A 17,914-nucleotide genomic window follows, 5' to 3' on the forward strand; every position below is an offset into this window, starting at 1 on the left:
TAACAATGTTTCCGACGAACGGTTGATGGCGACCGATTAGTGTTTCAAGCTACGGCACCAAGATCGTATCCCGCGCCACCTCATCGGTTTCCGGATAGTCCAGCGTGAAGTGCAAGCCGCGGCTTTCGTGGCGGGCGAGGGCGCTTTTCACGATCAGGTTTGCTGCCTCCAGCAGGTTGCGCAGTTCGATCAGGTCGGTCGTCACGCGAAAGTGGCCGTAATAGTCGTCGACCTCGTTGCGCAGCAGCTTGATGCGATGTTGGGCGCGTTCGAGGCGCTTAGTGGTGCGCACGATGCCGACATAGTTCCACATGAAGCGGCGGATCTCGGTCCAGTTCTGCTTGATGACGACCTCCTCGTCGGAATCGGTCACCCGGCTTTCGTCCCATTCGCGGATGGCGGGCGGTTCGGCCAGTTCGTCCCAGCGCGACAGGATATCGTCCGCCGCCGCTTCGCCGAAAACGAAGCATTCGAGCAGCGAGTTGGAGGCCAGGCGGTTGGCCCCGTGCAGCCCGCTTTCCGTGCATTCGCCCGCCGCCCACAGGCCCGGCAAATCGGTGCGCGCATCCAGGTCCACCAGCACGCCGCCGCAGGTATAGTGCTGCGCCGGGACCACGGGGATCGGGCCCTTGGTCATGTCGATGCCGAGACCCAACAGTTTCTCGTGGATGGTAGGGAAGTGTTCTCGCACGAATTCGGGCGGCTCATGGCTGATGTCTAGGTGGACATAGTCGAGGCCGTAGCGCTTGATTTGATCGTCAATGGCGCGGGCGACGACGTCGCGCGGGGCCAGTTCCATCCGTTCGGCATCGTAATCCGCCATGAAACGGTGGCCGGTTTCGGGGTGATAGAGCCGCCCGCCCTCGCCGCGCACGGCCTCGGTAATGAGGAAGTTCTTGACCTCGAGATTGTAAAGGCAGGTCGGGTGGAACTGCATCATCTCCATGTTGGAAACCCGCGCGCCTGCCCGCCACGCCATGGCGATCCCGTCGCCCGTCGCCCCGCGCGGCGCGGTCGAGAACTGGTAGACGCGGCCCGCGCCACCTGCCGCCATGATCGTCGCGCGCGCGACATGCGCCTCGACCTTGCCGGTCGCTTCGTCGAGCGCATAGGCGCCCCATACCCGGCCGTCGCCGGAAAAGCGCTCGCCATGTCGGCCGGTGATGAGATCGATACAGCTGCGCGCCGGCAGCAAGGTGATGTTGGGACTGGCCTCGGCCGCCTTCAGCAGCGCATCCTGCACCGCCCAGCCGGTCGCGTCGTCGACATGGACGATCCGCCGATGGCTGTGCCCGCCTTCGCGCGTCAGATGCAGCGCGTCTTCATCGCGATTGAAAGGCACGCCCAGCTCGCACAGACGGTCGATGGCCGCGGGCGCGCGCTCGATCACGAATTCGACCGTCGCGCGATCGTTGAGGCCCGCGCCTGCGACCATCGTGTCGCGCACGTGATTCTCGAACGTATCCCCGGCATCGAGCACCGCGGCGATCCCGCCCTGCGCCCAGGCTGTCGAGCCGCCGGTCAGCGAGCCTTTGGCCAGCACCAGCACTTTCTTCTCTTCCGCCAGTTCAAGCGCGGCGGTCAGTCCGGCAGCGCCTGAGCCGATGATCAGGACGTCGTGGGATTGCGCAGTCATGTGCGCCTCATGCCGAGGCAAACGCATTGCGGCAAGCGGGGAACGCTTCGCCGCGTCTCGCCTTCACAGCGCAGTGCGCGGCGCTAGGCATAAGGTAACAGGATAAACACAAGGGAGGTCGCACTCCATGCGTATTGCAGCATGAGGCTGGGGATCGTCGGCTGTGCGCTCGGCATGCACCGGGTCGATCACACGAAAGTCAGGAAAGTCTACGGTCGCGAGACGAGCCATTGCTCGCGCTGTCGGCAGGTACTGGAGCAGGAGCCCGAGGGGCACTGGATCGTACCGCCGATGCATGATGCGGGGCTTGGGCAGCGGCCGCGCTAAACGAGGTCGGCGATAACGAGGCGGTAGCCCATATCGGCGTTCTCGCGTTCGAGCAGCGCGGCGTGGCGCGCGGCCCATGCACCGCTGGCGAGGTCCGCTTGCAGCCGCTGCGCCCCTTCCTCGACGCCGTCGATCATCCAGAAGCCTGAGCTGCCCTTGCGAATGCGCGGGTCAAGGTAGGCCTGCGGGCGGCGCCAATAGGCATAGAGGAAGCCGTCGCTGCAATCGTGCGGCACGAGCACGGGCTGGGTATCGACCGGGCCTAGGTGCTCTTCGAAAAATGCCATTGGTGGCATCGCGCCATCGTCGAGGCCGATCAGGCCGGGCCAGTATTCGGTCTGCCATTGGCCGCGAAAAGCCGGGTCGTAGGTCAGCAGCACGGCCCGATTGCGCGCGACGCGGCGCATCTCGGCAAGGCCCCTCGCCTTGTCGCTCCAGTGGTGGATGGTCAGTACCGCCATCGCCGCGTCGAAGCTATTATCCGCAAACGGCAGGTCTTCGGCTGGACCCTGCACGACCGGCGCCGTTCCCTCGGGCCGCTGCGCGATCATCTCGGCCGAAGGTTCGAGCGCAGTGACGGCGCGCCCGGCCGGTTCGTAGGAGCCCGCCCCCGCGCCAACATTCAGCACAGATTGCGCATCGCCCAGCGCCGCATCGATCTGCGCCGCGATGCGCAAATCGGGCTTGCGCAGGTTGGCGTAATCAATGCCGATGGTGTCGTAGAGCACGCTCATTCCGCGCCTCTCAGCCGGCCCGTGTCAGCTGGATGAACACATCTTCCAAGTCGGCTTCGCGGGTAGTAACGTCTTCGATCGTATAGCCATGCTGCTGGACCTTCGCGAGGACCTGTCCGGCGCTCATGCGGTCGCGGTTATAGGTAATCTCCAGCGTGCGCGGCTCCAGCACGTCGGCCTTGACGAAGCCTTCCTCCATCACCGGACCGCCAAGGTCCTTGTCGACGCTCACCCGCACGATCTTCTCGCGCGCCATGCCGATCATCTCCTGAGTCGGCTTGTTGGCGATCAGCTCGCCGTGGTTGATGATGGCGATCCGGTCGCACAGCTGCTCGGCTTCTTCGAGGTAGTGCGTCGTGAGGACGATGGTGACGCCTTGCTCGTTGAGTTCGGTCACCAGCTCCCATAGCTGGCGGCGCAATTCGACATCGACTCCGGCGGTCGGCTCGTCGAGCACGAGGATCGGCGGCGAATGGACCATCGCCTTGGCGATCAGCAGGCGGCGCTTCATGCCCCCGGACAGCGTGCGGGCATAGGCATCGCGCTTGTCCGACAGTCGCACTGCTTCGAGCAATTCCTCGCTGCGGCGCTCGGCCTTGGGCACGCCGTAGAAACCGGCCTGGTTCTCCAGCACTTCGTAGGGCGTGAAGAAAGGATCGAACACGATTTCCTGCGGCACGATTCCGATCGAGCGCTTGGCGTTGCGGGTCTGCGTGTCGATATCGAAACCCCAGATCGAAGCCTCGCCGCCGCTCTTCGTGACCAGCCCCGCGAGGATATTGATCAGCGTCGACTTGCCCGCGCCGTTCGGCCCGAGCAGCCCGAACACGCCGCCCTGCGGCACGTCGAAACTGACGCCCTTGAGCGCCTCCTTGCCCGGCTCGCCCTTGCTCCCGGCGTAGGTCTTGCGCAGGTCGCGGATGGAGATGGCGGGGGGCGGAGTGTCGGACATAGGGCGGGCAGTAATGGGTGTGGCACCAAGGTGAAAGGGGTTTACGTTTGTTTCGCGCGGGGCCTTTGTGTTTCGCACCCACATCCGTGGGTGCGTCCTCGCTAGACGTGCGGCAAGCCGCACCCGCTGCGGGGCGGGCGGTCGCCCTTGCGGCCCCTCCGCCGGGGCCGCGCTCCGCGACCAAGCCGAGACTTCTATTGAGACCTCAATGGCTACCATGTGGCGGAGCACGGGCCGCGACCAGCGGCCCGCGAGCGCGGATGCGCGCCCGCAGCGATTGGGCCGTCAGGCCCCTTGAGCGAGGAATTCGCGAGCGCGGATGCGCTTGCGCAAAACAAAAACGCTCGCTTGAGCCGCCGCGCAAACCCCTCTATCGGGCGAGGCATGCACACCGCACCGCCCGAAGTGATCAAGACCACCACCCGCCGCGTCTCGTGCGACGGTGCCAGCGATATTCGCGGCGGCGCCAATTACCGCCCGGCCGCGCTCGGCCATCCGCGCATCTATCTCGAGATCGACGAGCACGGCTATGTCGATTGCGGCTATTGCGACCGGCGTTTCGTGCTGGAGGGCGGCCCGGCCGACGGGGTCGACCAGGCGACGTTGCGCGACATTTCCGAGGGCGCCGATCCGGGCCATCGCTAGGGCGGCTGCGCGTCCGAGGGGAAACGTCAGGCGGGGTTCAGGCGTTTGCTGTATAAGCAAGACCTTCAGGAGAACCGCCATGACCAAAGCCATCCTTCCCGCCCTCGCCGTGCTGGCCCCTGCCGCGCTGGCCTTTACCACGACTCCCGCGCTGGCCGATGAGCACATGGATGACGGGGACCGCGCCGGACTGACCGAGGGCGAGCAGAAACTCGCCAAGCTGCTGGAAGGCCGCGTCGCCGGAGAGCCCGAAAGCTGTATTCGCGACCGCCCGGTGCGCAACTTCCAGGTGATCGACAACACTGCCATCGTCTATCGCATCGGCAGCACGATCTGGGTCAACCGGACCAAGAACCCGCGCACGCTCGACGATAACGAGACGCTGGTGTTCCGCCGCTACGGCTCGCAAATCTGTTCGACCGACATCGTCAGCACGATCGACCGCTTCGGCGGTTTCTACACCGGCAATATCTTCCTCGACCACTTCGTGCCCTATCGCAAGGCCGACCAGGACGGCTGAGCCGACAGGTGACGCTGGCCCCGCGCGGATGGGCCGCGCACCTGCTCCACACGTGGTTCCATGAGCTCGGGCCTGCCGACTGGTTCGGCGGGTCCGATGCCGTCGATGCCCTGCTGGAGCGTCGCTTCGCCCGGTATTGGCACGCGTTGCGGCAGCGCCCGGCGCGCGAGTTCCTGACCAACTCGGACCTCGCGCTCGCCTCCGTCCTGCTGTTCGACCAGATCCCGCGCAATCTCTTCCGCGACAATCCGCGCGCCTTCGCCAGCGACCCGCTTGCGCGCAGCATCACGCACGGCGCACTCGATCGCGGATGGCACCGTCTCATGTCGAGCGACGAGGTTCAGTTCCTCGCGATGCCGCTGATGCACAGCGAGGATGTTCTCGACCAGCAGATATGCTGCCGCATCTTTGCTCGGCGCGTGTCAGGTGCCCTCTCCTTCGCGCGGAACCATCGCGCGATGATCGAGCGTTTCGGCCGCTTCCCGCATCGCAATGAAGTGCTCGGCCGCGAAACTACCGCGAAGGAACAGCGCGCGATCGAGGCGGGGTTTAGCTGGTAGCGGCCTGCGCCTGCTGCTCGGCGTACCATAAGCAGAGGTCGCTCACCGGGCACCGCTCGCACTTGGGCGCGCGGCTGGTACAGACCCTCTTGCCGAACTGGATGAGCCAGAAATGCCCGTCGGCATGGGCCCATCTGGGCGCGCGCTCCTCCAACTGTTCGGCGGTCTTGTCGGCGGTCTTCGCGTCGGTCAGGCCGATGCGGTTGCAGACGCGATGCACATGCGTGTCGACCGCGATCACGTCCTTGCCGAAGGTGAAGCTCATGACGATGTCCGCGCATTTGCGGCCGATGCCGGGCAGCGACAACAGCCCTTCGCGCGTGTCGGGGACCACCCCGCGATGCTCGGCCAGCAGCGCCTGGTTGAACTTGCGGATGTTTCGCGTCTTCATGTTGTAGAGCCCGCAGGGCTTGATCGCCTGCGCGATCGCTTCGTCGTCGAGCGCGAGCATTTCTTCCGGGCTGGTCGCGAGCGCAAACAGCGCGCGGGCCGCCTTGGCGGTGTTGCTGTCGAGCGATTGCGCCGAGAGCATGCAGGAAATGCAGCTGCGATAGGCGTCGGGCTGGCCCTTGGGGCCTTTCGCATTCTTTGTCCGCCCCGGCATCGCCTCGCGCAGTCGCTCGAATACGGTTTCGACGTCGCTGTCGGAGAGGAGCCTGGCCATACCGCTTCAGCGAGCGGCGCGCGCTCCGGTTCCGGTCCGGCAATCCGCGCGTACCGGGCAACCCTCGCAGTGCGGCGCACGCGGGCGGCAATGGGTCTGGCCGAGTTTCTTCAGCAGCAGGTGATGCTCGTCCATGTCCGCCGCGCTCCATTCTTCGGGCACGATCGGCATCAACGCATCGTAGGTCCTGGCGGTATCGGCCTTGGGCGGGACCATACCCATCCGCTGCATAATGCGGCGGTGGTGCCCGTCGACGACCATCGCCTTGCGCTCGAAGAGGCTCGCATTCATCACCCCGGCGCTGTTCTTGCGCGCGACCCCGGGCAGGCGCTCGAGCCATTCCATCGCATCCTCGATCGCGAGATTGGACAGGTGCCGCAAATCCACCGCGCCGCGCTCGGCGATGATGGCATTGAGGCAGTCCTTCAGCCTTTGCGCCGCGACCGAGGGAAAGGTCTGCCGCTGCAGCCGCACTTCCAGTTCTTCAACCGGCGCCGCCGCGACTGCTTCCCATGACCCGCATTCCGCCAGCAGGCCATCGGTCGAAGCATTGGAAGCCGCCGTCTTGGTCTGCGCCCCGATCACCCCATGCACCAGCACCCACTCGGGCGGCCGACGCATGTCAGCGGGGCGCACGATCCGCCCAAACCGCGCAATCAGTGCCGCCTGCAAGCGGCGCAGCATATTGGTGCGTGGGTCTGAGCCGAGGGGGAGTTGCATGTCAGCCCCGTAACCGATGACAGGAGGGCTGTCGAAGGGAGGCAAGGCCTCAGGGTCGACAATACCTTACGTATACTGTATATTGACGTGTATTATACTATGTGTGATAAGCTGACTTCCCCATATGCAGGAGGATCAGGCAATGTCGAAATATCAGATGCTTACGCAGTTTCTCGATGAGCACCGCGATGACAAGGTGTGTATGAGTTTTGTAAGCATCAGCGAGCTGGTCGAGGGTGGATTGCCCGACAGCGCTTTCAAGCATCGTCCGTGGTGGGCTAATCGGAAGGACGGATCGGGATCTCAAAATCTGGCCTGGCAGTCGGTCGGCTGGGAAACCAAGGACGTGAACATGGAGCTCGACGAAGTTACGTTCGTTCGAGTGAGCGATCCCAGCCCGGCCAAGTCCGCGACTGGCGCCGCCCTGTCCATTGCCGAGGCGAAGGCAGGACTCGCTGCAAACTTCGGCGTGCCCGAAGATGCCATCGAGATTCATATTCGCGGTTAGGACGTGCGACCCATCCTCGGCCGCTCCTTGCGTCGCCGAGTGAATTGGCCGGATCGATCCCCCGGATCGATCCGTGTCAGTGCGCTTCGCTTGCGCTCGCGAATAGCGCTGCCGAGCCCGTCTCCCGGACGGCCCCGAGTCAGCGCTATTCCCACTCGATCGTCCCCGGCGGCTTCGACGTGTAGTCATAGACCACCCGGTTGATGCCCTGCACCTCGTTGACGATCCGCGTCGCCACCTGCGTCAGGAAGGTCGCGTCGAAGGGATAGACATCCGCCGTCATGCCGTCGGTGCTGGTCACGGCGCGCAGGCCGCAGACCGAGTCATAGGTGCGCGCATCGCCCATTACGCCGACAGTGCGGACGGGGAGCAATACGGCGAAGGCCTGCCAGATCGCATCGTAGAGACCGGCCGCGCGAATCTCCTCGAGATAGATCGCATCGGCCTTGCGCAGGATATCGCAGCGTTCCTTGGTGACTTCGCCGGGGATGCGGATGGCGAGGCCGGGGCCGGGGAAGGGGTGGCGGCCGACGAAGACATCGGGTAGGCCGAGCTCGCGGCCCAGCGCGCGGACCTCGTCCTTGAACAATTCGCGCAAAGGCTCGACCAATTGCATGTTCATCCGCTCGGGCAGTCCGCCGACATTGTGGTGGCTCTTGATCGTGACGCTGGGCCCGCCGGTGAACGATACCGATTCGATCACGTCGGGATAGAGCGTGCCCTGGGCGAGGAAATCCGCCCCGCCGATCTTGCGCGCCTCTTCCTCGAACAGGTCGATGAAGGCCCCGCCGATAAACTTGCGCTTTTTCTCCGGGTCGGTGACGCCCGCGAGCCCGCCGAGGAACATATCCTCCGCATCCACATGGACGAGCGGGATATTGTAGTGCCCGCGGAACAGGCTCACGACCTGCTCGGCCTCGCCCTGCCGCATCAGCCCGTGGTCGACGAAGACGCAGGTCAGTTGCTCGCCGATCGCTTCGTGAATGAGCACCGCCGCAACCGCGCTGTCGACACCGCCGCTAAGGCCGCAGATGACCTTGCCGTCACCCACCTGCGCGCGGATTTCCTCGATCTTGGTCTTGCGGAATTCGGCCATGGTCCAGTCGCCCGCCAGCCCGCAGACATGGCGGACGAAATTGGCCAGCAGCTTGGCTCCGTCGGGCGTATGGACGACTTCGGGGTGGAACTGGGTGCCGTAGAATTTGCGGGCTTCGTCCGCGATAACCGCGAAAGGCGCGCCATCGCTGGTGGCGACGATCTCGAAGCCGTCGGCGAATTGCGTGACCTTGTCGCCATGGCTCATCCAGACCTGGTGCCGCTCGCCGACCTGCCACATGCCGTCGAACAGCGCGCAGTCCTTGGTTACGGTCAGGTAGGCGCGCCCGAATTCGCCGCCGTCGCCGGTCTCGTGTCCGGGCCGCACTTCGCCGCCGAGCTGGTGCGTCATCACCTGCTGGCCATAACAGATGCCGAGGATCGGCACGCCGGCTTCGAACAGTATTTGCGGTGCGCGCGGGGAGCCTTCGTCCGGCACCCCGGCGGGCGAGCCGGATAAGATGATGCCCTTGGGCTTCATCCGTTGGAAGGCCTCTTCCGCCATGCTGAAGGGCGCGATTTCGGAATAGACCCCGGCTTCGCGCACGCGGCGCGCGATCAGCTGGGTCACCTGGCTGCCGAAATCGACGATGAGGATGGAATCGGGGAGATGCGCTTGGTCCATGGGCAAGAGCGGTTAAGTGCGCTCCGCCCGCCTGTCCAGCAGCGGTGGTCGATTGTCCCACCGCATGCGCCATAGCGCGCTTTTACAGGCGATCTTCGACATTGCGAAAAGCGCCGCTTGTTCGATGAAAAGCAACGCTACAGCCCGAATTTGCTGACTGGGTTGCAAATTATGCAACAACCGTCCCGCCCTTCTCACTTTTAGAAAACGGCACGACCGATTATTTCCCGTTCCCAAGCCGGGCGGTGAGGCCCTCTCTCCCCCCTCCAAAGCCTGCCCCCCGGCGTACATTGCAGGAGACTGGCCATGCGCAAGCTAGCCGTACACCTGATAGCTTTTGTGGCTGCAGCGACCCTAAGCAGCCTCACGATCGGAACCACCGTCGCTTAAAACGGGGCCACCGATCAGACCGCCGCGAGACGCGGCCGCCACTCTCTCCTCTCCCCCCTCGGCGGCTCGCGTCTCGCGGCACGGTCTTTTCAATCTCGACCCGGTGTAACCTTGCCTGCGGCTGGTGCGAACTCCGTGGCAAGACAGACATTCGCCGTGAAGGAATTCAACATACGCAACTGGCCCGCAGCCCTGCTCAACCTCGTCATCGCCGCCTCGCTCGGCGGGACCGTGCTGACCGTCACCATCGCATAATCCGCGGCGAACCACCCGGCCCGTCCGGGTCGCCCGAGGTGCGGCTTGCCGACCGCTTCCCCCTCCTCCCCCAGGCGGCAAGCCGCACCTCATCTCTCTTTCCGGACGATCAGCCCGCCAGCGTTTCGGCCAGGTCGCGCAGTTCGGTCTTCAGCAGTTTGCCGATATGGCTGCGCGGCATTTCCTCGATCACGTGCAGCGCGGAGAGCCGCTGGGTCTTGCCCAGCCGCGCATTGACCGTACCGAGGATGTCCTCGGCCTCGTCCTCCGCCACCGCCGGCATCAGCCGCACGAAGCCGAGCGGGGTTTCGCCCCATTGCTCGCTCGCGACACCGATCACCGCCGCTTCGGCGACGCGCGGGTCCTTCTCCAGCTCGGCTTCCAGATCGCTCGGATAGATATTGAACCCGCCCGAGATGATCATGTCCTTGGCCCGCCCGACAAGTTCGACGAAGCCGTCTTCGTCGACCCGCCCGATATCGCCCATCCGTTGCCAGACCTCGCCGGTGTCCGGATCGGTCCAGTAGCCTTCGCGGGTTTTGCCGGGCTGGTTCTTGTAGCCCGCCATCATGGTCTGCGAGCGGCCGATGAGGTTGCCCGGCTCGCCCGGCGGGACAAGGCGATCCTCGTCGTCCAGCACTTTCAGCTCGCTGCCCGGTGCGGGCCGCCCGACGGTGTGCAATTTGTCCGGAAATTCATGGCAGGCGAGCAGGCACACGACACCGCCTTCGGTCATCGAGTAGATCTCGATCAGGCCGCCCGGCATGCGTTGCAGCACCTCCGCCTTGAGTTCCGCCGAGAACGGCGCGGAGGTGCAGTATTTGAGCGCCAGCGACGACAGGTCGTATTGGTCGAAACTCGGCTCGGCCATCAGCCGCTGGTACTGGACCGGCACCAGCATGGTGATAATAGTCCTGTCCGCCTGCGCATGCTCGAGCCAGCGCACGGTGTTGAATTTGCCCATGATCCGCACCGTGCCGCCTGCCAGCAGCGGAGCAAGAAACGCAACCATGGTGGTGTTCGAATAAAGCGGCGTCGAGGCGAGCGAGCGTACCTCGAGCCCGGCATCGATATAGCTGGAAGCGGTCGCCGCGAACTGCCGCCAGCGCATCTGGTGCGAATGGACGATGCCCTTGGGCACGCCAGTAGTGCCGCTGGAATAGATGATGTTGAAATGGTCTGCGGGATCGGGATCGAACGCGGGAGCCTTCGTGCCTTCCGGGGCCATCCACGCGTCGATTTCTTCCAGCGCGATGCGATCGAAGCCGGGCAGGAAATCCTCGCCCAGCTCGGCGTTCTTGCCGTCATCGATGAACAGGTGCCGCGCACCTGAATCTTTCGCCATGCCTTCAAGCTGTTCGCGGCTGGCGCTGGTCGTCAGCGGCGCGGCCACCCCCCCTGCGCGCACCGCAGCGAGAAACACCAGGGCATAGGCGATACAACTCGTCCCGAGGATCGCGACCGATTGCCCCCGTTCGAGCCCGGTCTCGACCAGTTTCGCCGCCAGCCGCTCGACGCGACCATCGAGCTCGGCCCAGCTCATTTCGCCCGCATCGTCGCGCAACGCAGGCTTGTCCGGCTGCCGCTCGGCCCAGGCCGACAGGATTGCGGGAAACGAGCCATAGGGCTGCTGCAGTCTCTCAAGCATAGACTCGGGTCCTCTCTCACCTTGCACCGCGATATCAACCGCCTAAGGTCATGCCGAGATTTTGGCCAGAGGGGAGACCGCCATGCACCCGCGCTTTGCTTTTTGCGTCGCAACAATAATGGCCTTGGCCGTCCTGCCCGCCGACATCACCGCGCATCCCGAAGATATCAGCCGCGTCGTGGTGGCGGTGCTGGCCCATCCCGACGACGAGATCTTCTTCGCCCCCGCACTCGCAGGCGAGGCGCGCAACGGCTCCGAGGTGCACTTGGTGTACGTCACCTCCGGCGATGCCGGGCCGGGCGTAAGCGATTACGCGAAGGGTGAGGCGCTTGCCGAAGTCCGCCGAGAGGAGGCGCGCTGTGCCGCACAAGCGCTGGGCGCACGGTCGATCGCGTTTCTCGAATTCGGCGACGGAACGCTGGCCGACACGCCGCAAGCGCCGGACAGCCCGGCCAGGAAGCTGCTGCCGGTGCTTGCCGATGCGATCCGGGGCGCAAACCCGGAGATTGTCATCACCTGGGGGCCGGACGGCGGTTACGGCCATGGCGACCACCGGATGGTGAGCGCTTTGGTGACGCAAATTCTGCAGCGCGAGCCCGGTGGCAGCCGCCCCAAACTTTATTACCCCGCGATGGTCCACGCGCCGCTGCCCGAGCCGCTGGCGGCGCAGGGCTGGGCCACGACCGCCCCCGACCTTGCGACGGTGCGCTACAGCTATTCCGAAGCCGATCTCGCCGCCGCCAACGCCGCGACGCAGTGTCACGTTACCCAGTTCGACGAAGCGACGCGCGCTGCGCTGGTGCCATTATTTCACGCGGGCGTGTGGAAAAGCGAAGTGGCTTTCCACAAAGCCTTCTAGGCCCTCCGGACCGGTGGTGGAAAAAGCGATGCCTGGCCCATCGCAAAGCTTGGGAATCCCCCACCCGAAGCCTATATACTGGGCATGAGCCAAGAGACCCCGGATACTCCCGAAGCAATTCCTGAAAAAGTCCGTCAGAACGGCGAATACGGCGCGGATTCGATCAAGGTCCTCAAGGGCCTCGATGCGGTGCGCAAGCGCCCCGGCATGTATATCGGCGATACCGACGATGGATCGGGCCTGCACCACATGGTGTTCGAAGTCTCCGACAATGCCATCGATGAGGCGCTGGCGGGGCATTGCGATCTCGTTTTGATCGAATTGAACCCCGATGGTTCGGTTTCGGTCGAGGACAATGGCCGCGGCATTCCGGTCGACATGCACAAGGAAGAGGGCGTGTCGGCGGCGGAAGTCATCATGACCCAGCTGCATGCGGGCGGGAAGTTCGAAAACACGTCCGATGACAACGCCTACAAGGTTTCGGGCGGCTTGCACGGCGTCGGTGTGTCGGTGGTCAACGCGCTGTCGGAGTGGCTCGAACTCGTAATCTGGCGCGACGGCAAAGAGCATTACATGCGCTTCGAGCATGGCGAAGCGGTCAAGAGCCTAGAAGTCACAGGCGACGCGCCCAGGGTCGATCAGAACCCGGACGACAATGGCTTCAAGAAGGGCACCCGTGTCACCTTCATGGCAAGCCACGATACCTTCAAGAACGTGACCGACTTCGATTTCGAGAAACTCGAACACCGCTATCGCGAACTGGCATTCCTCAATTCGGGCGTCCGTATCCTGCTGCGCGACAAGCGGCACGAGGACGTGCGCGAGCACGACATGTTCTACGAAGGCGGCATCGCGGCCTTCGTGAAATATCTCGACCGCAACAAGCAGCCGCTGGTGGCCGAGCCGATCTCGGTTTCGGCGGAAAAGGACGGCATCGGCATCGACGTCGCGCTGCAGTGGAACGACAGCTATTACGAGAACGTCCTTACCTTCACCAACAACATCCCGCAGCGCGACGGCGGCACACACCTGGCCGCGTTTCGCTCGGCGCTGACGCGCACGCTCAACAACTACGCAACCGCAAGCGGGCTCCTGAAGAAGGAAAAGGTCAGCCTGTCCGGTGAGGACATGCGCGAAGGCCTGACCGCGATCGTCTCCGTCAAGCTTCCCGATCCCAAGTTCGGCAGCCAGACCAAGGACAAGCTGGTCAGTTCCGAAGTGCGCCAGCCGCTCGAAAGCCTGATGGGCGAGAAGATGGGCGAATGGCTGGAGGAAAACCCCAACGACGCCAAGGCTATCGTCCAGAAGATCATCGATGCCGCCGCCGCGCGCGAGGCCGCGCGCAAGGCGCGTGAGATGAGCCGCAAGGGCGCGATGTCCGTCGCGTCGCTGCCCGGCAAGCTGGCCGATTGCCAGGAACGCGATCCGGCCAAGTCCGAACTGTTTCTGGTCGAGGGCGATTCCGCCGGCGGTTCGGCCAAGCAGGGCCGCGACCGCAAGACGCAGGCGATCCTGCCGTTGAAGGGCAAGATCCTCAATGTAGAGCGCGCGCGGTTCGACCGGATCATCTCATCCAAGGAAGTCGGCACCCTGATCCAGGCCATGGGCACCGGCCTGCGCGACGAGTTCAACCTCGAAAAGCTGCGCTATCACAAGATCGTGATCATGACCGACGCCGATGTCGACGGCGCGCATATCCGCACGCTGCTGCTCACTTTCTTCCACCGGCAGATGCCGGAAATCGTCAAGGCCGGGCACCTCTTCATCGCCCAGCCGCCGCTTTACAAGGTCTCCAAGGGACGCAGCGAAGTCTATCTCAAGGACGATCGCGAGCTCGACCGCTACCTGATTTCCGGCGGTTTGCAGGGCCGCGTGCTCGACAGCGGCGGCACGCAGCGCAGCGGGGCCGAGCTGCAAACGCTGGTCGACCATGCGCTGCGAGTGCGCAATCTGATCGGCTTCGCGCCGCGCAAATACAACGCCGCGATCATCGAAGCGATGGCACTGGCCGGCGTGTTCGACCCTGCCAACCGCGCGTCGGCAGAGGCGCTGGAACGTGCGGCGGAGCGGCTGCAGCTGGGCGATCCCGAAGCCGAATGGAGCGCGCGCCGGACCGACGATGGCGGGGTTGCCTTCGAGCGCGTATGGCGCGGCGTCACGGATGCGCACCTGATCGAACCGAAGTTCCTCGAAAGCGCGGAAGCGCGCAAGCTGCACAGCGTCGCTGCCGAAGAGGCCGAGAGCTACGAAGTTGCCGCCCGGCTGAAAAAACTGTCGAGCGGAGAGACCACCGCGCCGGATCCCGAAAGCGCCGACGAAACCGATGCCGACACGCCGAGCTTCACCGATGACGATGCCATCACCCGGCCGACCGAATTGCTCGACGCGGTGCTCGCGGCAGGTCGCAAGGGCCTGTCGATCGCGCGCTACAAGGGCCTCGGCGAGATGAACGCAGAGCAATTGTGGGAGACGACGCTCGATCCCGAAGCACGCATCCTGCTGCAGGTGAAGGTCGAAGACGCCGACGTGACCGACGAAATCTTCACCCGCCTGATGGGCGATGTCGTCGAACCGCGGCGCGAGTTCATCCAGGACAATGCGCTCAACGTGGCGAACCTCGATGTTTAGCACATCGGAAGCCGTCGGTGCCCAGAACGTCGCCACCCTCGACGTGTAGGGATTTGAACGAACTGTGTTAGCCTCCTATATCACCTGCAGAATGCAGATCGGAGACTGACTGGCATGTCGACGCGGCTCGCCATCCATAATCGTGACGAACACATCAAGGCGCTGGCGCTGGCCGCGGCGGCGCTGTTCGTGCTGCCGCACCTGCCGCTCGGCAATTATGTGCTCTACCCGTTCATGATCCTGACGACGTGGTTTCATGAAATGGGCCACGGATTGAGCGCGATTCTGGTCGGTTTCCAGTTCGAGCGGCTGGTTCTGTTCCCCGACGGCTCGGGATTTGCCGAGACCTATCGTCCCAACGATGCCTCGGGATTGAGCCAGGCGCTGGTGAGCGCAGGCGGGCCGATCATGCCGGCGGTGGTCGGCTCGGGCCTGATCCTTTCCTCCGCGAAACCTGCGCTGTGGCGACCGGTTTTGTATCTGCTCGGCGGCGCCATTGCGCTTTCGACCGTCCTCTACGTCCGCAGCACCCTCGGCTGGATCATCCTCCCCGCCATCGCCGCCGGCATATTCTACATCGCGGCGCGCGGCACGCCCTGGGTCGAGCGCTTTGCGCTCCAGTTCCTCGGCCTCACCGCATCGCTCAGCATGTTCCAGCAATGGGATTACCTGCTGATGGAACGCGCGGTGATAGGGGGGCAGGAAATCCTGAGCGATACCGGTGCGATCGAAGAGTCTCTGTTCCTGCCGCACTGGGTCTGGGCCATCGGCATCATCGCTCTGGCGGCGGGGATGATCGGGGCAAGTCTGGTTTATGCTTTGTCGGAGAAACGCTTCCCGCGCCGGTGGGATGCGGGCTTCGGGGGCACGCGGTGAAGGATCACAAGGAACTCGACCAGGGGATCGAACTGGGCGGCTTCCTGCTGTTCCTGGCGCTGGTCACGATCGGTCTGGTGCTGGTCATCTGGCCCTTCGTGATGCCGATCCTGTGGTCGGCGCTCGCGGCGATCCTGTTCCAGCCGCTCTACCAGCGCATCCTCGGCAATCTGAACGGCAAGGCCAACCAGGCGGCGATAGCAACGCTCCTCATCATCTTCTTCGCCGTCCTGTTGCCGATGATCTGGATCGGCAGCGCCATCGTGCGTCAGGCGGCCAATGTCGTCATCGCTTTCCAGGAAGGACGGATCGACGTTGCGACCCTCGTAGGACAGATTTTCGACGCGCTGCCGTCAAATCTGCGCAATATGCTGGACGCGCAGGGCTGGGGCGATTTTGCCGACTTGCAGGCCCGCACACAGGAATTGCTGACCCAGTCTGCCGGTCTGATTGCGCAGCAGGCGCTCGTTATCGGCGGCGGCGCGCTGGGCTATGTGCTGGCCTTCGGGGTCGGGCTCTACATCACCTATTTCCTGCTCCGCGACGGCAAGGGCATCGGCCAAGCCGTGATGGAAGGCGTGCCGCTGCAGAAGGACGTAGCCGAAAGACTGGCGGACAAGTTCCTCAACATCGTGCGCGCGACGATCAAGGGATCGGTCGTGGTCGGCATCGTCCAGGGGGCGTTGGGCGCGCTGACCTTCTGGATCGTCGGGCTGCCTTCGGTGCTGCTGTTCGGTCTCGTTATGGCGGTGTTCTCGCTGCTTCCCGCGATCGGCCCCGCCATCGTCTGGGTCCCGGCAGCGATCTGGCTGTTCGCCACCGGAGCGATCTGGCAAGGCATCGTGGTGGTCGTCTCCGGCGTGGCGGTGATCGGCATGGCGGACAACCTGCTCCGCCCGATCTTGGTCGGCCGCGATACCGGCATTCCCGACTGGATCATTCTCGTCACGACGCTGGGCGGCATCGCGACCATGGGCCTCTCCGGCATCGTGCTCGGGCCCATGCTCGCAGGCCTGTTCCTCGCCGGGTGGACGATCCTGCGCGAACACAACGAAGCTGTCGACGCGAACGCGGAATAAGTGAGTTACGACGCGATCATCCTCGGCGGCGGCGCGGCCGGCCTGTTCTGCGCGGCCATCGCAGGCCAGCGCGGCAAGCGCGTGCTGGTGCTGGAGAAGGCCGACAAGGTCGGCAAGAAGATCCTCATTTCGGGCGGCGGGCGCTGCAACTTCACCAATATCGGGGCGGGTCCGGCCAATTACCTTTCCGCCAACCCGCATTTCGCCAAGTCGGCGCTCAAGCGCTACACGGCGAAGAATTTCCTCGCACTGGTCGAAGCGCATGGCATCGCCTGGCACGAGAAGACGCTGGGCCAGCTGTTCTGCGACGGCTCGTCGAAACAGATTGTCCAGCTGCTGCTCGATGAATGTGCGAGGGCCCCCGAATCGGGCGGTGAGGTCACGATCCTGACCGGGCAGGACACGACCGAAGTCGTGCACGAACAGGGTCGCTTCGCCGTCATGGCGTCAGGCACCGCGCACACCGCCGACAAGTTGGTGATCGCCACGGGCGGACCTTCGATCCCGAAGATGGGCGCGAGCGATTTCGCCTACGGCCTCGCCCGCCAGTTCGGCCTCAAGGTGGTCGAGCCGCGCCCGGCGCTGGTGCCGCTTACGCTGGGCGGAGAGGATGTGCTGTTTCGCGAATTGTCGGGTGTCGCGAGCGATGTCGTCGCGACCGCGGGCAAGACCAGCTTCTCCGAAGCCGCGCTGATCACCCATCGCGGCCTGTCCGGTCCGGCGATCCTGCAAGTCTCGAGCTACTGGAAGCCGGGCGATCCGGTGTGGATCGATTTCGCACCGGGCGAGAAGGGCGACTGGCTCGTCGCCCGCAAGCAGGCCGCTCCGAATGCGACCGCAATTTCGGTCTTGCGCGAATACATGCCCGAGCGGCTCGCCGGCGTGCTGGCCGAGCGGCTCGGCCTGTCGGGTCCCTTGCAGGGCATCGCCGACAAGGCGCTGCGCCGCGCGCAGGAACGGCTGGGGCGCTGGGAATTTCGCCCCAACGGCAGCGAAGGCTTCGCCAAGGCCGAAGTCACCGCCGGCGGTATCAGCACGGCGGAACTATCGAGCCAGACTATGGAAGCGAATAATGTCCCCGGCCTCTACGCCATCGGCGAAGCGGTCGATGTGACCGGCCGGCTCGGCGGGTACAATTTCCAGTGGGCCTGGTCGAGTGGCTGGGCCGCCGGACAGGCACTCTGAGCGGGCGC

The 17,914-nt window shown here is 64.5% G+C and carries 17 protein-coding genes; 10 read left to right on the forward strand and 7 right to left on the reverse strand.

What is annotated here, in order from left to right; genetic code table 11:
* Positions 1–49 precede the first annotated feature (49 nt).
* Positions 50–1,636 (reverse strand): L-aspartate oxidase, encoded by a 1,587-nt coding sequence (gene nadB, locus EL2594_RS11475; RefSeq protein ID WP_011415247.1) that lies wholly within the window; start codon positions 1,634–1,636, stop codon positions 50–52.
* A 141-nt stretch (positions 1,637–1,777) separates the two neighbouring features.
* Here nadB and EL2594_RS11480 point away from each other — a divergent pair, with 141 nt between their 5' ends.
* Positions 1,778–1,963: a hypothetical protein gene (locus tag EL2594_RS11480; RefSeq protein ID WP_011415248.1), complete on the forward strand. Its 186-nt coding sequence runs from the start codon at positions 1,778–1,780 to the stop codon at positions 1,961–1,963.
* Here EL2594_RS11480 and EL2594_RS11485 read toward each other — a convergent pair.
* On the reverse strand, positions 1,960–2,697 hold the full coding sequence (locus EL2594_RS11485; protein WP_011415249.1) for a class I SAM-dependent methyltransferase: 738 nt from the start codon (positions 2,695–2,697) through the stop codon (positions 1,960–1,962). The genes EL2594_RS11480 and EL2594_RS11485 overlap by 4 nt on opposite strands.
* Before the next feature lie 10 nt (positions 2,698–2,707).
* Positions 2,708–3,649, reverse strand: a complete 942-nt coding sequence (locus tag EL2594_RS11490) for an ABC transporter ATP-binding protein (RefSeq protein ID WP_011415250.1) — start codon at positions 3,647–3,649, stop codon at positions 2,708–2,710.
* Between the two features lie 384 nt (positions 3,650–4,033).
* Between EL2594_RS11490 and EL2594_RS11495 the strand changes: the two genes are divergently transcribed.
* The 3 genes from EL2594_RS11495 (at position 4,034) to EL2594_RS11505 (ending at position 5,374) form a co-directional block, all read left to right on the forward strand.
* Complete coding sequence (locus EL2594_RS11495) at positions 4,034–4,294, forward strand: zinc-finger domain-containing protein (protein ID WP_041686041.1); 261 nt, start codon at positions 4,034–4,036, stop codon at positions 4,292–4,294.
* 79 nt (positions 4,295–4,373) lie between these two features.
* Positions 4,374–4,814 (forward strand): hypothetical protein, encoded by a 441-nt coding sequence (locus tag EL2594_RS11500; protein ID WP_011415252.1) that lies wholly within the window; start codon positions 4,374–4,376, stop codon positions 4,812–4,814.
* An 8-nt stretch (positions 4,815–4,822) separates the two neighbouring features.
* Complete coding sequence (locus tag EL2594_RS11505) at positions 4,823–5,374, forward strand: DUF924 family protein (protein WP_011415253.1); 552 nt, start codon at positions 4,823–4,825, stop codon at positions 5,372–5,374.
* On the opposite strand, the gene EL2594_RS11510 is transcribed toward EL2594_RS11505, so the two are convergent.
* Together EL2594_RS11510 and EL2594_RS11515 are read right to left on the reverse strand one after the other, a co-directional pair.
* Positions 5,364–6,038 carry an endonuclease III domain-containing protein gene (locus EL2594_RS11510; RefSeq protein WP_011415254.1) on the reverse strand — a complete coding sequence of 225 codons (675 nt, stop codon included), beginning with the start codon at positions 6,036–6,038 and terminating at the stop codon, positions 5,364–5,366. The two genes, EL2594_RS11505 and EL2594_RS11510, sit on opposite strands and share 11 nt — an antisense overlap.
* A gap of 6 nt (positions 6,039–6,044) precedes the next feature.
* A complete protein-coding gene (locus tag EL2594_RS11515) occupies positions 6,045–6,758 on the reverse strand; it encodes an endonuclease III domain-containing protein (RefSeq protein ID WP_041685303.1) in 714 nt (237 codons plus the stop codon).
* 142 nt (positions 6,759–6,900) lie between these two features.
* On the opposite strand from EL2594_RS11515, the gene EL2594_RS11520 reads away from it, so the two are divergent.
* Positions 6,901–7,266, forward strand: a complete 366-nt coding sequence (locus EL2594_RS11520; RefSeq protein ID WP_155806049.1) for a DUF7662 domain-containing protein — start codon at positions 6,901–6,903, stop codon at positions 7,264–7,266.
* A gap of 145 nt (positions 7,267–7,411) precedes the next feature.
* Here the strand turns inward: EL2594_RS11520 and guaA are convergent, their stop codons facing one another.
* Both guaA and EL2594_RS11530 read right to left on the reverse strand, forming a co-directional pair.
* Entirely contained in the window at positions 7,412–8,986 is a 1,575-nt protein-coding gene (guaA, locus tag EL2594_RS11525; RefSeq protein ID WP_011415257.1) for a glutamine-hydrolyzing GMP synthase, read from the reverse strand.
* 754 nt (positions 8,987–9,740) lie between these two features.
* Positions 9,741–11,279, reverse strand: a complete 1,539-nt coding sequence (locus tag EL2594_RS11530) for a class I adenylate-forming enzyme family protein (RefSeq protein WP_011415259.1) — start codon at positions 11,277–11,279, stop codon at positions 9,741–9,743.
* A gap of 118 nt (positions 11,280–11,397) precedes the next feature.
* On the opposite strand from EL2594_RS11530, the gene EL2594_RS14970 reads away from it, so the two are divergent.
* From EL2594_RS14970 to EL2594_RS11555, 5 genes are all read left to right on the forward strand, one after another.
* Positions 11,398–12,138, forward strand: coding sequence for a PIG-L family deacetylase (locus EL2594_RS14970; RefSeq protein WP_011415260.1), 741 nt, complete (start codon positions 11,398–11,400; stop codon positions 12,136–12,138).
* A gap of 84 nt (positions 12,139–12,222) precedes the next feature.
* Positions 12,223–14,766: a DNA topoisomerase (ATP-hydrolyzing) subunit B gene (gyrB, locus tag EL2594_RS11540; RefSeq protein ID WP_011415261.1), complete on the forward strand. Its 2,544-nt coding sequence runs from the start codon at positions 12,223–12,225 to the stop codon at positions 14,764–14,766.
* A 114-nt stretch (positions 14,767–14,880) separates the two neighbouring features.
* Positions 14,881–15,642 carry a M50 family metallopeptidase gene (locus tag EL2594_RS11545; protein ID WP_011415262.1) on the forward strand — a complete coding sequence of 254 codons (762 nt, stop codon included), beginning with the start codon at positions 14,881–14,883 and terminating at the stop codon, positions 15,640–15,642.
* Complete coding sequence (locus EL2594_RS11550; RefSeq protein WP_011415263.1) at positions 15,639–16,721, forward strand: AI-2E family transporter; 1,083 nt, start codon at positions 15,639–15,641, stop codon at positions 16,719–16,721. The genes EL2594_RS11545 and EL2594_RS11550 overlap by 4 nt, the downstream gene beginning before the upstream one ends.
* Positions 16,722–17,906: an NAD(P)/FAD-dependent oxidoreductase gene (locus EL2594_RS11555; RefSeq protein ID WP_011415264.1), complete on the forward strand. Its 1,185-nt coding sequence runs from the start codon at positions 16,722–16,724 to the stop codon at positions 17,904–17,906.
* Positions 17,907–17,914 lie beyond the last annotated feature (8 nt).

Origin of the sequence: Erythrobacter litoralis HTCC2594 (genome assembly GCF_000013005.1) — a bacterium.
GTDB classification, from domain to species: Bacteria; Pseudomonadota; Alphaproteobacteria; order Sphingomonadales; family Sphingomonadaceae; genus Parerythrobacter; species Parerythrobacter litoralis_A.

Excerpts from the sequence above, each read along its gene's own strand:
- nadB (WP_011415247.1), bottom strand. The coding sequence starts at position 1,636 with ATGACTGCGCAATCCCACGACGTCCTGATCATCGGCTCAGGCGCTGCC.
- EL2594_RS11480 (WP_011415248.1), top strand. The coding sequence starts at position 1,778 with ATGAGGCTGGGGATCGTCGGCTGTGCGCTCGGCATGCACCGGGTCGAT.
- EL2594_RS11485 (WP_011415249.1), bottom strand. The coding sequence starts at position 2,697 with ATGAGCGTGCTCTACGACACCATCGGCATTGATTACGCCAACCTGCGC.
- EL2594_RS11490 (WP_011415250.1), bottom strand. The coding sequence starts at position 3,649 with ATGTCCGACACTCCGCCCCCCGCCATCTCCATCCGCGACCTGCGCAAG.
- EL2594_RS11495 (WP_041686041.1), top strand. The coding sequence starts at position 4,034 with ATGCACACCGCACCGCCCGAAGTGATCAAGACCACCACCCGCCGCGTC.
- EL2594_RS11500 (WP_011415252.1), top strand. The coding sequence starts at position 4,374 with ATGACCAAAGCCATCCTTCCCGCCCTCGCCGTGCTGGCCCCTGCCGCG.
- EL2594_RS11510 (WP_011415254.1), bottom strand. The coding sequence starts at position 6,038 with ATGGCCAGGCTCCTCTCCGACAGCGACGTCGAAACCGTATTCGAGCGA.
- EL2594_RS11515 (WP_041685303.1), bottom strand. The coding sequence starts at position 6,758 with ATGCAACTCCCCCTCGGCTCAGACCCACGCACCAATATGCTGCGCCGC.
- EL2594_RS11520 (WP_155806049.1), top strand. The coding sequence starts at position 6,901 with ATGTCGAAATATCAGATGCTTACGCAGTTTCTCGATGAGCACCGCGAT.
- guaA (WP_011415257.1), bottom strand. The coding sequence starts at position 8,986 with ATGGACCAAGCGCATCTCCCCGATTCCATCCTCATCGTCGATTTCGGC.
- EL2594_RS11530 (WP_011415259.1), bottom strand. The coding sequence starts at position 11,279 with ATGCTTGAGAGACTGCAGCAGCCCTATGGCTCGTTTCCCGCAATCCTG.
- EL2594_RS14970 (WP_011415260.1), top strand. The coding sequence starts at position 11,398 with ATGGCCTTGGCCGTCCTGCCCGCCGACATCACCGCGCATCCCGAAGAT.
- gyrB (WP_011415261.1), top strand. The coding sequence starts at position 12,223 with ATGAGCCAAGAGACCCCGGATACTCCCGAAGCAATTCCTGAAAAAGTC.
- EL2594_RS11545 (WP_011415262.1), top strand. The coding sequence starts at position 14,881 with ATGTCGACGCGGCTCGCCATCCATAATCGTGACGAACACATCAAGGCG.